Origin of the sequence: Bacillus sp. SD075, from assembly GCF_017355165.1 — a bacterium.
Taxonomy (GTDB): Bacteria; Bacillota; Bacilli; order Bacillales; family DSM-1321; genus Peribacillus.
Genome location: NZ_JADILK010000005.1, coordinates 182,845 through 194,651, shown reverse-complemented (window position 1 = coordinate 194,651; position 11,807 = coordinate 182,845). Strand labels below are relative to the sequence as shown.

The following is an 11,807-nucleotide window of genomic DNA, read 5'->3' as shown; positions in this document are numbered from 1 at the left end:
GGGCCCTTCTCAAAAAGAGAGGGGCTTTTCTTGGTTCAGGATTAGCCAGTAATAATCGTGTGCATTTTACCGCCATGATTTTGATTCATTACTTCGATAATAGTTTAAGGAGTGGTGCAAGGGGAATATTATGACCAAACCCTTAAAGCTGATAGATGGAAAAAAGATTTAAGAACTGGGATAGATGCCAGGATCCTAACAAAAGGCCGCTTCTAGTATGATAGAATTGCAATTTATCTCTGGATTCGACCCCACACTCCTTTCGTAAGTAGGCTAGGGGAAGAGCGCGCTTCCCTACGTATTTCAACGGCAGGTATTCCACCTGCCTCAGCTTATTTGCTTTTTGGTGCTTACCTCGCGACCCGGTGGCGACAATGTTTTCCGGCGATCTTCCCTTTTAGATCTACAGAGGAAAATGCTTATTATATGAGATTATGAACCCAATATAGTCAATTTTATTCTTTCTGCATGTAGGGAAAATTCTCTGGAAAAAGCGTGTCCTAGGGCGCATATAGTATCCAAATACATTCACTCAATGAAATAAGTAATCTAAAGAAAAGTACTAAAAAGCACAAACCATGATGGCTTGTACCTAATATGTAAAATGAATCTATGTATTATTGCTCATTATTCATTTACTTTCAATTTCGTCGAGAAACCCTCGAGATTGATATTAATCGTATATTTTAATGGCTTGAACCACTTTTCCTAAAATTCGGACTCTATCATTTTTGATGCTATAGGTTTTTTCTTCATATAAAGGATCCGTGCTGCATGGAGTGAGTGTGATCATTTCTTCATTGATTTTCACTTTTTTGACAGTAGCATCGTCACCATTTACTAAAACCACACCAATTTTTCCGTTTTCGATATAGGTTGTTTTTTCAACGAGAATCAATGATCCGTCTCTGAATTCTTTGTTCATGCTGTTGCCATTCACTCTAAGGAAAAAATATTCTTTATTCGATTTTAGCATCGAATTTAATGCCGGCATATAGGCTTCTATATATTCATTTGTAAAATTAGGCTCTCCAGCAGGGATATTTCCGTAGACACCTATTAATCTTACATTCCTTTCATTTAGAAATTCCATTCCAGGATTATTTCTAACGATAGGTGCTCCTTCTATGAGGTGGGATAGCGGTATTTCAAAACATGTCGACATCATGCTCAATTTATCCATTAAAGGTTTATTCCGTCCGGATTCCCATGCTGATACAGCTGTTGGGGCCACTTTTAATATATTTGCCAAATCTTCTTGTGTCATTTTTCTTTCTTTTCTTAACATTTTAATCCGTTCACCAATGTGCATATTTCTTCACCTCTTACTTGAATATACACTATGAGTGAAAGTGAGTAAACTTAAAGTGCGTGAATTTTGCGAAAAATTGTTGGTAACTATACTTCAAGTGTGGTATTATTTTTTTAAGACAGGTGGTGACAAGATATGACAAACGTTAAGTTCACACTTAAACAAGCGAGGAAGTATAAAGGATTAACTCAAGGTGAAATGGCTAAAGTGTTGAAGATGGCCAAGAGGACTTACATCGACTATGAGCAATATAAGATTCCATTGCGAATCGATAAGGCTTATTTATTTGCTGAATGTGTAGGATTCTCGATCGATGATATCATTTTTTTTGACCCTCAACTACACTTCAAATGTAGTTTGGGGTTGAAGAGTACTAGCATTTCTTCTCCAGATTGGCCATTCGGAATGTAAAGTCTAATCAATACAATCCTAACTACCATGGTACAGATTAAAGTAATGTTGGAAAGAAGGTGAAAAAGTGAAATAGGAAATTTATTCTTTTGAAGTTAAAGTAGGAGCTACCGCCGTTAACATAATTAAGATTGGAAAGGGAATTCGTGGAGAGGCCATTATTTAGGATATTATCGTACACGAGGGTGTTTTCAATTGTACAATCGGAAGGACGGGCTTATCACTGACATCATTGATGTTGTTTTCAGGGGAAAATACGGGAATGTAGGAGGGGGTGCTTAAAGGAGAATGAATCCAAACTTCCGTTCTTTAATAAAGGACAGCGGCCAGCTGTACCCCAAAATCGGAGAATGATGATATTTTGTATAAATAGGCGATTGATACTGGGATCCTCATGAATGACAGCCATTTGCTGTGAAGGAATTTTATTTACTTAATGTTTAGGACGGACTGCAAAACACCATGAATAGGAGCAATTGGACAATGGCAAATTCGAAGGAAAAGTTAATATGGGTGAACAAGCCCTCTATCCTTTGCAGGATAAGGGCTTGTTCTCTTTTTTCATGAACTTGAAGCATTCGATTTAAGGATTTCCTCCGTAAGTACGTCTTCATAAAAGGAATGACTGCATCCATAAGAATTGAAGGCAAGTCTTCATACTTTATCTCCATTTTTCATGAACTTCTTCTAGTTTTTTTCTCCCATCTTTATGAAGATAGCAGGTAATGGTATGCAAACGTACAAATATATACTAATGAAGGCTATGGAAGGAGGTCATTAAAAATAGGATGAGTTCGGAAAAATACCACAGGATATTGGAGGAGGTAACAATTGAAAAGGAATATAATCAATTATGTCGTTTTTCTTGTCCTCATTCTAACCATATTAATTATGGCTAATCCAGACATTTCTTCAGCAGGAAAATTGAAGCCGCCCTCCGAAACTTTCAGCCCAGGGGATTGGTTTCTTGGAAGTATTCCTCCCAATCTTGACACAGAGAAACCACCGATTGTGTTTGTTCAAGGGAAAAACAGCAGTTCAACCAGCTGGTATGGCGAAACGGAATATCATGGTATCAATGATATGTATACCAAGGCGTATGAAGCAGGCTACCAAACTGTTTTTGTTCAGCTTCATGATTCAGCTGGAAATGGATCAGTGAGCCAATATGCTAATGGAAGGCTTTTAGCTCAAATGCTTTCAGAAATCAGTAACCATTTTGGGGGCGAAAAAGTAAATATTATAGCTCACAGCAAAGGGGGGCCAGACACCCAGGCTGCTTTAGTACACTATGGAGCACACCAATATGTTGGAAGGGTCATCACTTTAGCTTCCCCTCATCATGGTTCTTACCTAGCTGACTTGGCTTATAGCTGGTATGCGGGCTGGCTTGGTTCCTTATTAGGTCAAAAAGATGATGGAACTTATTCTTTACAAGTTGGTAAAATGGCGGAATTTCGTTCTGTTACGGATAACCATGTTAACTCTCGTAAAAACTTGTATTTCACTGCGGCAGGTATGAACAGAGGCCCGTTACTTTCTGCTTTATCAATGGGGGGACAATACTTATCTTCATACGGAGAAAATGATGGTCTAGTGAATGTCTGGAGTACTAAAATACCCTACGGAACACATTTATTTACGGATCCCAACTTTAATCACGACAATATTCGAGTTGGTTCAGTTGTATTTTCAAGAATTGAACCCTATTTAAGAAGCACTTCCATCGCTGGGATTCCTGAAATGAATGTCAATTATAAAGAACGGGTAGAAGATGATGTCATTACAACTGCACTCGCTCAATCCGTTTTGGGTGATGTCCTGAAACAAAATGTCTGGATCGAACAAAGCTTCCATGTAAATGAAGCAGCCCCTGGTAATATAACCATATATACAGCCTCAAACGATGTCGAGGTTGAATTAATTTCTCCATCCAATAAAAAGTATTCTCCTTCCTTAAAAGTTTATTCAGCCAAGAATGAAACTTCCTTTTTTAATGGAGCAACCATCCAATCATTCTATAGAAATAACCTTGAAATTGGGGAATGGAAAGTGCGAATGAAGACTAAATCGCCAAAAGACGCCTACTTGTTCACAGCGCAATTTAACGAAAAGAATCCCATTACATTAAGTATGGCCGGTAAGGTTAAGCAAAAAGATGCAAAATTTTTAATAAAGAACCGAATGAATGATAAAAAAAAGCCAATCAGCACAATATTTTTGGTTCATCTAATAGATGAAAGCGGTAATGAAATTAGTGGAAAAAGCCCCATAAAGGTAATGGATACCGAAGATTTTACTGGTGACCTTCCAGAAGTACCTAAGTCAGGTGTTTATAATGTAACAATTGATGTCAAGGAAAAAAATGTGGATGGTACTGAAAGAATCAGGACGCTGATTCGTTCGGTCTATATTGAGAAGTGAGTGAAACGCCTTCGTTTAATGGAGGGATTCAGAATGTAGGCAAATTTGAAGAATCGCCTGTTTGCCTACAGTTTTTTGAAATGATCCAGTTGATTGAAATGGTAGGTACGGGAATCCTGCAAGATAAGCGCGTCTTCGGGAAGCCCCAGAGTAGCAAAGAGCATCGAGCGCTGACCGCCCGTGGAAGCGAGTTCCTGGAGTGGAAATCAACGTTCAATTTTAAGAATCCTTTAAAAAAGTCCAGCCGTTTTAAGAAATCCGCTTCCTTTCCGCCTCCTCCCCGCATGTGTCTATGGGGTTTCGTCTAGCCAGATTTCTGCAGGAGTGTCGCAAATTTCTTCAATCGAGTTCCCTCAGTATAAACTATAAACGAGTAAAATACATGTAGGATAACCTAGTTACTTTTTGAAATCATGTTTCGAGGTGAAAGGATCCCGTACCTCCTTTTATCGACAAACTGATACCTTCTCTTTTTTGTTGAGAAGGTATTTTTTTGTTGATTGGGAGGAGGTGTGAATTCATAGGTCTAACAAGAGTAATGGCGATTCAGCCAAAGGAAACAATCCTGATTGTAACTGTTATTTTAAGTGTTAAGTTTACGGGACGTTATTTGGGATATTAGCAAGTCAGCTCTCCCGGCATAAAAAAGATGGGAATTGCAACGAGTGACAACCAGTATAGATTTAATCCGCCCTTTGATAGGTTCCCCTATAAGTCAAAATACCAGTTTTGAGCGCAGCATAATTGCCTATGCTTGCATAGCCATAAAACCAGCCCATGAAAATGCCTGCAACCAAATGATGACGATGGCTTATGAAAATGGAAATGAATAAGCCAAGAACCAAAGCGATGCTTGGGATGAACTTAGGAGGGACATGAAACATGACCTTTATAAGTTGAGTAAGGATCATGATGGTAGGTATGGCTATCACAGCATCCCAAAAGTTTGTATGGATGGTTGGGAATTCCATCATTTCACCACCTTAACATTGAAAGTTATTGAAATTAATTTTTACTATTTATCAAGGTTTTATACCATAGTATATGAATACATATTTATAAATTAAATATATAAAATATGTTTTGAAGATTTTCAGAGTTCAATTCAAAATCGATAAAGCCATTGATTTTATGGATTGGCGGCTCTTCCTGTTTGGAGGGGGAGAATGGTTTTAATAAAACGCGGATCAGGCCAATTTAAGCATGTTATCCATAGTATATACAATTTCCGAATCTTATTTATTGGACATGCTGTAACCTTTCTCATAGTTTAGAATGCGATAAGGATGACGATAAACTTTAAAAAATAGAGTGATTCAAATAATGGGAGGTTCTTATGAGCAAGGAAACGTTTATTAAGGAAATTGCTCCTTATGCCCAGAAAATTCAAAAGGAATTTAAAATTTTACCTTCTGTTGTCATTGCACAAGCTTGTTTGAAGAGTGGTTATGGGACAAGTTCATTGGCAAATCAAGGGAAAAATATATTTGGTACAAAAGGTGACTTTAAGGGTGAGTCTGTCAATATTCAAACAATGGAATATGTCAACGGTATGCCCGTTCAGGTTTGGAACAAATTCAGAAAATACCCAACTTGGGAATAAAGTCTTCGAGATCTTGCCAATCTATATGTAAAGGGGACTTCGTGGAATAGAAGTCTATATACAGCTGTCATTGGAGAAAAAGATTACAAAAAAGCACTCAAGGCAATATTCGATGCGAGTTACGCCTCGGACCCAAAATATATAGAAAAACTGGTGAACCTAGGTGAACCTAATCGAAACAAGTGATTTAACTAAATATGATGCAAGCACCGAAGAAGTTTATCATATTGTCAAAAAAGGGGATTCGGTCTCTGGGCTTGCAAAGGCATATGGTTCGACACAATTGCAGATTCAACAGTGGAATGGCTTGGTCGATCTTAACCTTATTAAAGTGAACCAAAGGTTAAGAGTGAAATGAATTTTAAATGGGAGGGGGGAATTTACCGCTCTCCTTTTTTTATTTCAAATAGGTTTCTTTCGAAAGTACATATATCGAGAAAGGCAATAGTATACCTTTCATCCGTTATAAAGGATGTTAATAATTCCATTAAAATTGGTTTCTATTAAAAATATCTCAAAATCTACTCTTCCATATGCATATTGAGAGAATATGGGACATAAATTAAACAAACAAAAAAAGCGCGGTTAGCGCTTTTAGTGTATTTGTCTATATAAGCCTATTACTTTTCCAAGTATCGAAACATCTCGTAAAATAATTGGTTCCATATTTGAGTTTTCAGGCTGAAGCCTTATGTAATCCGGTTCCTTAAAGAATCGTTTTACAGTGGCTTCATCATCTTCCGTCATGGCCACGACGATATCTCCATTATTGGCACTGCTTTGTTGTTTCACGATAACATAATCTCCATCATGAATACCTGCTTCGATCATACTCTCACCCATGATTTCCAGCATGAATACATGGTCATCATGTGGAACCATGCTTTCAGGAAGCGGAAAGTATTCTTCTATGTTCTCAATGGCAGTTATAGGCATGCCCGCTGTTACCTTTCCAAGTAACGGCACGTTCACGACATTGGCTTTGGGAATATTGTTCGCTTCCTCGGAATTCATTATTTCAATGGCTCTTGGCTTGGTTGGGTCACGTCTAATCAGGCCTTTACTTTCCAGGCGGGATAAATGTCCGTGTACTGTTGAACTTGATGCAAGTCCCACTGCTTCGCCAATCTCCCTTACGGATGGTGGATACCCTTTTTGGCGGACCTCTTCTTTAATGAAATCAAGAATATCTTGCTGCCGTTTTGATAATTTAGTCATTTGTGCACCTCTTCCCCAATGTTCTTTGCTACATTATAGCATGGCCCCCAACTCTATACAAACATAAGTTCGAATTTTGATGTTGACTGAAACAAACGTTCGTATTATAATTTGGTTATAATATACGAACGAACATTCGCTTTGGAGGGGTAATTATGAAAAAATTATACAAAAATTATATTTATACGATTCTATTAGCGGGATCAGTATTCATCTTTTCAGTTTTATTCTCTTGTACATTGAACAATGATCAAAAAAAAGATTTCCTTTCTATAGAAGTAAGTGAAGGTGATACCCTATGGGGAATTGCCGAAGAATATGAAGAAGCAAATTTGACAAAAAAAGAATTCATTGGTTGGATAGAAGAGCATAATGAAGTCAGGGCGGATTCGATTAAACCTGGTCAAGTCATCGTCATACCGGTTAAAGAGGAAGAACTTGTCCAGAATTTGGCCAGTGAGCAGTAAGTAGGAAATGGTGAAGGTAGGGTAATATGAAGGCGGTAATCTATTGTAGAGTCAGCACTGAAAAAGAGTCACAGGAAACATCATTGGCAAGGCAGGAAGATGAATTAGTCAAATTGGCAGAAAAGATGGATGTGGAAGTTGCCTCCATAATAAAAGAGCAGGCAAGTGGTTATGAGTTGAATCGTGATGGCATTTTTGACATGCTCGAACTATTTAAAACCAAAGAAGCTGAAGTACTATTAATCCAGGACGAAACAAGACTGGGAAGAGGGAATGCCAAAATAGCCCTTTTCCATGTCATCCTTAAAGAAGATGTGAGAATTTATACGCTCTCACACGATGGGGAGCTTGAGTTATCGGATTCAGATGCCATGGTCATCCAGATAGTCGGTATTGTAGAAGAATACCAAAGGAAACTCCATAACCTTAAAATAAAGCGCGGGATGATAAGAGCTGTTGAAAAAGGGTACCGTCCTCAAAAAAATCTTCAGAATCAAAGAAATTCCACTGGAAGGGACCGTATGGAGATTCCTATTGAAGAAATTATTAAACTTCGGTCCAATGGATTGACATTCTCAGAAATCGCAGCCACATTAAGGGGCTTTGGATACAATGTATCTAAAGCTACTGTGAACAGGCGTTTTCTCGAACATCAAATAAATACAAAGGGAAGTAAATCATAGAACTTGTAATTTCGCTTTTTTTTTAATACCATGACAATATCCGCAGATTATGAAGGAGCGAAATTATGTTATCAAAAGAAAAAATAGCCCGTATTAATGAACTTTCTAAAAAGGCGAAAGCTGAAGGTTTGACGGAAATTGAGGCAAAAGAGCAAACACAATTGAGAAGTGAGTATTTGGAAACATTCAGAAAGTCCATGACCGATACGTTGGAGCATGTGAAAGTCGTGGATCCAGAAGGTAATGACGTCACTCCTCAAAAGATAAAAAATATAAAAGAAAAAAGAAATTTACATTAATGCTTGGATTCTATTAGCATTAGGAGTGAAAAGAGAGTGAGTTCATGTATGTATTCTCCTATTTAGTTTAATCTATATAGGGGACTTCTCTTATTTCTAGAAAATTGTAATATTAGGGAAGTAAATGGTGATTTTAGTTGTGATATTATGCTAGTCACTATAATATAAAGAGGTACATTACAGGAAGGGATGTTTTTACTAAATGTTAGATAAATTAGATGCACTATCTATTAATACGATTCGTACATTATCGATTGATTCAATTGAAAAGGCTAATTCTGGCCATCCAGGTATGCCAATGGGTGCAGCGCCGATGGCGTATAAGCTATGGACTGAATATATGAACCATAACCCAAAAAATCCAGATTGGTTTAATAGAGACCGCTTTGTTCTTTCAGCTGGTCATGGGTCTATGCTGTTATACAGTCTTCTTCATTTATCGGGCTATGGCTTATCTATCGATGATTTGAAAAGCTTCCGCCAATGGGGCAGTAAAACTCCAGGACATCCTGAATACGGACATACGGCTGGTGTAGATGCAACAACCGGGCCGCTAGGACAAGGTATCGCAATGGCAGTCGGAATGGCAATGGCAGAACGTCACTTGGCAGAAAGCTATAACCGCGATTCTTATAATGTGGTCGATCATTATACATATAGTATTTGTGGAGATGGAGATTTAATGGAAGGTGTTTCTGCAGAAGCAGCTTCATTAGCTGGACATCTACAACTCGGAAGACTTGTTGTTTTATATGATTCTAATGACATTTCTCTTGACGGCGACTTAAGTCAATCATTTAGTGAAAGCGTGGCAGACCGGTTCAAATCTTATGGATGGCAATATATCCGCGTAGAGGATGGGAACGATCTTCAGGAAATTGCTAAAGCGATTGAAGAAGCGAAAACCGACGATGCACGCCCAACAATAATCGAAGTGAAAACGGTTATTGGTTATGGTTCACCAAATCGTTCAGGTAAATCTGCTGTTCACGGCGCTCCGCTTGGTGCAGATGAACTGAAATTGACAAAAGAAGCATATAAATGGACATTTGAAGAGGACTTCCATGTTCCTGAAGAAGTGTATTCACACTTCAATGAAGCTGTTGTTGATGCAGGCGCTCAAAAAGAAGAAGCTTGGAATGAATTGTTCAAAAATTACAAAGAAGCACATCCTGAGTTAGCACAGCAATTGGAGCTGGCCATCAAAGGTGAACTGCCTGCTGAATGGGATCAGGAAATTCCGGTCTATGAAGAAGGTAAGACATTAGCTTCCCGTGCTTCAAGTGGGGAAGTACTAAATGCGATTGCCAAAAAGGTTCCTAGCTTCATTGGGGGTTCCGCGGATTTAGCCGGATCTAATAATACTGCCATCAAAGGTGAAACAGATCTATTACCTGGTAATTACAGTGGCCGTAATATTTGGTTCGGAGTACGTGAATTTGCTATGGGTGCGGCTTTAAATGGAATGGCACTTCATGGTGGACTAAAAGTATACGGAGGGACTTTCTTCGTATTCTCTGATTATCTACGTCCTGCCATAAGAATGGCAGCACTAATGGGATTGCCTGTAAACTATGTATTTACTCATGACAGCATTGCTGTAGGGGAAGACGGACCGACTCATGAGCCAATCGAACAATTAGCATCATTGCGTGCAATGCCTAACCTAGGTGTAATCCGTCCAGCTGATGGCAATGAAACGGCAGCAGCCTGGAAGGTGGCTATGGAGTCTACAAATAAGCCAACTGCTCTTGTATTGACTCGTCAAGGTTTGCCAACAATAAAAGACACTTCCGAAACTGCGTATGAAGGTGTTTCAAAAGGGGCTTACATCATCTCTGCTTCTAAGAAGGAAGTAGCCGATGCACTACTTCTTGCGACTGGTTCCGAAGTGAACTTGGCTGTGGAAGCACAGAAAGCTTTAGCGAACGAAGGAATTGATGTTTCGGTAATCAGCATGCCATCATGGGATCGATTTGAAACTCAATCTAAAGAATATAAACAAAGCGTAATCAATCCGGCAGTGAAAAAACGTCTAGCTATCGAAGTGGCTTCACCGTTCGGTTGGGATCGTTATGCAGGTGATGAGGGTGAAATATTGGCCATCAATCATTTTGGAGCTTCTGCACCTGGTGGTAAAATCATGGAAGAATTTGGTTTTACTGTAACAAATGTAGTTGCTCGTGTTAAGGAAATGCTTATATAATAGTAATAGGGAACTGACACCAACTAGATTGGTGTCAGTTTTTTTATCAAAAACAATCGTATTTTATATTGAATGTGTTCCTATTCTAAAGGAAATCTTCCATTCGACAAAAAAAGAAGAAAATTTCTCCAGCAAACAACATATCTTTTTAGTTTGTCAATATATAATGAGAATAAATATAATTCGTTTAAATGTGTCAGTTAAAGGGGAAAGTCATCAATAGTGGAGAGGGTCCTGGTTAGATGTGTTTCTTGACCAAAATAGGAAAGCTAGGAGGCATTGGCTGATGAGAACCTATCAAATTTATTTAATCGAAGATGAATTTGCCCATCATTATTATGGAAGAGAAAAGTTATTTTTCAATTTGTTTTTGGAGTATATTCAAGCAAGGGGCAGACTTAAGAGTATTTTGCAAAAACAAATCGAATATGTCACCAAAACAGTCCCGATTATCCAGTTGCAGTTAGCTATTGAACAACGTTTGCAAAAAAAGATGAATTATTGGGCTCAAAATGGAAAATACTACTTAGAAAAAACAAACGGTTCAAGTAAGGCTGTTTTAATCATTGAGAATGAGTCCATTACTCTCAAAGCTGAAGGAGACTATGAAGCGGAAACGGCTTTCTTTGAAAGTATTCGAAAATATGAAGCGAGTTTTCTGGCCATTGATTTTGAACATGAAAAATACGGTTGGTTAAAACCGATAAAAGAAAGAAAATTTGTCTAAATGGGGGACTTTTCGGTAGCGGGTATTGTATAATAACCTTTGGTCTAGTACACTGATGTTAGACAACATGAAGGAGGAAATAGTATGTGGGTTTACATTCTAGTTGGCGTACTGGCATTGATTGCTGGAGTAGTGCTGGGATTTTTCATCGCTCGTAAGTACATGATGGATTACTTAAAGAAAAATCCGCCAATTAACGAACAGATGTTGAAAATGATGATGATGCAAATGGGTATGAAACCATCCCAAAAGAAAATTAATCAAATGATGAGCGCCATGAATAAACAACAAACAAAATAAGATAGCATGAAAAACGCTGTTATAATGGCGTTTTTGTGACATTTGATTATAGAAATTATTAAAAAAAATCAAATATTACCTTGTAAAAGGTTAATTTTTCTTAGGATTTTTTATGATAATTTGCTTAATTTTTCTTATTACCGAATAAAGCCACTTT

Annotated in this window: 14 protein-coding genes; 10 read left to right on the top strand and 4 right to left on the bottom strand. The window is 38.0% G+C overall.

The genetic code is table 11. The features are described from left to right. Positions 1-673: 673 nt before the first annotated feature. The gene (locus tag IOC57_RS06575; protein ID WP_207437942.1) at positions 674-1,312 is read right to left on the bottom strand and encodes a LexA family protein; all 639 of its coding nucleotides are present in this window, start codon (positions 1,310-1,312) and stop codon (positions 674-676) included. Positions 1,313-1,447: 135 nt separating this feature from the next. On the opposite strand from IOC57_RS06575, the gene IOC57_RS06570 reads away from it, so the two are divergent. Next, the gene (locus IOC57_RS06570) at positions 1,448-1,723 is read left to right on the top strand and encodes a helix-turn-helix transcriptional regulator (protein ID WP_207437941.1); all 276 of its coding nucleotides are present in this window, start codon (positions 1,448-1,450) and stop codon (positions 1,721-1,723) included. A 440-nt stretch (positions 1,724-2,163) separates the two neighbouring features. On the opposite strand, the gene IOC57_RS06565 is transcribed toward IOC57_RS06570, so the two are convergent. Next, positions 2,164-2,394 carry a hypothetical protein gene (locus IOC57_RS06565; protein WP_207437940.1) on the bottom strand — a complete coding sequence of 77 codons (231 nt, stop codon included), beginning with the start codon at positions 2,392-2,394 and terminating at the stop codon, positions 2,164-2,166. A 220-nt stretch (positions 2,395-2,614) separates the two neighbouring features. Between IOC57_RS06565 and IOC57_RS06560 the strand changes: the two genes are divergently transcribed. Next, a complete protein-coding gene (locus IOC57_RS06560; protein ID WP_207437963.1) occupies positions 2,615-4,147 on the top strand; it encodes an esterase/lipase family protein in 1,533 nt (510 codons plus the stop codon). A gap of 683 nt (positions 4,148-4,830) precedes the next feature. Here the strand turns inward: IOC57_RS06560 and IOC57_RS06555 are convergent. After that, complete coding sequence (locus IOC57_RS06555) at positions 4,831-5,118, bottom strand: hypothetical protein (RefSeq protein WP_207437939.1); 288 nt, start codon at positions 5,116-5,118, stop codon at positions 4,831-4,833. Between the two features lie 365 nt (positions 5,119-5,483). Between IOC57_RS06555 and IOC57_RS06550 the strand changes: the two genes are divergently transcribed. Both IOC57_RS06550 and IOC57_RS26295 read left to right on the top strand, forming a co-directional pair. Then, positions 5,484-5,750: a glycoside hydrolase family 73 protein gene (locus IOC57_RS06550; protein WP_207437938.1), complete on the top strand. Its 267-nt coding sequence runs from the start codon at positions 5,484-5,486 to the stop codon at positions 5,748-5,750. Between the two features lie 163 nt (positions 5,751-5,913). Next, complete coding sequence (locus IOC57_RS26295; RefSeq protein ID WP_207437937.1) at positions 5,914-6,108, top strand: LysM peptidoglycan-binding domain-containing protein; 195 nt, start codon at positions 5,914-5,916, stop codon at positions 6,106-6,108. 236 nt (positions 6,109-6,344) lie between these two features. Here the strand turns inward: IOC57_RS26295 and lexA are convergent, their stop codons facing one another. After that, positions 6,345-6,968, bottom strand: coding sequence for a transcriptional repressor LexA (gene lexA / locus IOC57_RS06540; RefSeq protein ID WP_063234646.1), 624 nt, complete (start codon positions 6,966-6,968; stop codon positions 6,345-6,347). Between the two features lie 155 nt (positions 6,969-7,123). Between lexA and yneA the strand changes: the two genes are divergently transcribed. From yneA to IOC57_RS06510, 6 genes are all read left to right on the top strand, one after another. Beyond that, a complete protein-coding gene (yneA, locus tag IOC57_RS06535; RefSeq protein WP_207437936.1) occupies positions 7,124-7,435 on the top strand; it encodes a cell division suppressor protein YneA in 312 nt (103 codons plus the stop codon). Positions 7,436-7,461: 26 nt separating this feature from the next. After that, the gene (locus IOC57_RS06530; RefSeq protein ID WP_207437935.1) at positions 7,462-8,118 is read left to right on the top strand and encodes a YneB family resolvase-like protein; all 657 of its coding nucleotides are present in this window, start codon (positions 7,462-7,464) and stop codon (positions 8,116-8,118) included. A 65-nt stretch (positions 8,119-8,183) separates the two neighbouring features. Then, a complete protein-coding gene (locus tag IOC57_RS06525) occupies positions 8,184-8,417 on the top strand; it encodes a DUF896 domain-containing protein (RefSeq protein ID WP_207437934.1) in 234 nt (77 codons plus the stop codon). Positions 8,418-8,619: 202 nt separating this feature from the next. Further along, positions 8,620-10,623 carry a transketolase gene (gene tkt / locus IOC57_RS06520; protein ID WP_207437933.1) on the top strand — a complete coding sequence of 668 codons (2,004 nt, stop codon included), beginning with the start codon at positions 8,620-8,622 and terminating at the stop codon, positions 10,621-10,623. A gap of 286 nt (positions 10,624-10,909) precedes the next feature. Then, positions 10,910-11,350: a sporulation inhibitor of replication protein SirA gene (gene sirA / locus IOC57_RS06515; protein WP_207437932.1), complete on the top strand. Its 441-nt coding sequence runs from the start codon at positions 10,910-10,912 to the stop codon at positions 11,348-11,350. A gap of 84 nt (positions 11,351-11,434) precedes the next feature. After that, positions 11,435-11,650 carry a YneF family protein gene (locus IOC57_RS06510; RefSeq protein ID WP_034312934.1) on the top strand — a complete coding sequence of 72 codons (216 nt, stop codon included), beginning with the start codon at positions 11,435-11,437 and terminating at the stop codon, positions 11,648-11,650. Positions 11,651-11,807: the final 157 nt, after the last annotated feature.

Coding starts and splice junctions, on each gene's coding strand:
- IOC57_RS06575 (WP_207437942.1), bottom strand. CDS start 1,312: ATGCACATTGGTGAACGGATTAAAATGTTAAGAAAAGAAAGAAAAATG.
- IOC57_RS06570 (WP_207437941.1), top strand. CDS start 1,448: ATGACAAACGTTAAGTTCACACTTAAACAAGCGAGGAAGTATAAAGGA.
- IOC57_RS06565 (WP_207437940.1), bottom strand. CDS start 2,394: ATGGAGATAAAGTATGAAGACTTGCCTTCAATTCTTATGGATGCAGTC.
- IOC57_RS06560 (WP_207437963.1), top strand. CDS start 2,615: ATGGCTAATCCAGACATTTCTTCAGCAGGAAAATTGAAGCCGCCCTCC.
- IOC57_RS06555 (WP_207437939.1), bottom strand. CDS start 5,118: ATGGAATTCCCAACCATCCATACAAACTTTTGGGATGCTGTGATAGCC.
- IOC57_RS06550 (WP_207437938.1), top strand. CDS start 5,484: ATGAGCAAGGAAACGTTTATTAAGGAAATTGCTCCTTATGCCCAGAAA.
- lexA (WP_063234646.1), bottom strand. CDS start 6,968: ATGACTAAATTATCAAAACGGCAGCAAGATATTCTTGATTTCATTAAA.
- yneA (WP_207437936.1), top strand. CDS start 7,124: ATGAAAAAATTATACAAAAATTATATTTATACGATTCTATTAGCGGGA.
- IOC57_RS06530 (WP_207437935.1), top strand. CDS start 7,462: ATGAAGGCGGTAATCTATTGTAGAGTCAGCACTGAAAAAGAGTCACAG.
- IOC57_RS06525 (WP_207437934.1), top strand. CDS start 8,184: ATGTTATCAAAAGAAAAAATAGCCCGTATTAATGAACTTTCTAAAAAG.
- tkt (WP_207437933.1), top strand. CDS start 8,620: ATGTTAGATAAATTAGATGCACTATCTATTAATACGATTCGTACATTA.
- sirA (WP_207437932.1), top strand. CDS start 10,910: ATGAGAACCTATCAAATTTATTTAATCGAAGATGAATTTGCCCATCAT.
- IOC57_RS06510 (WP_034312934.1), top strand. CDS start 11,435: ATGTGGGTTTACATTCTAGTTGGCGTACTGGCATTGATTGCTGGAGTA.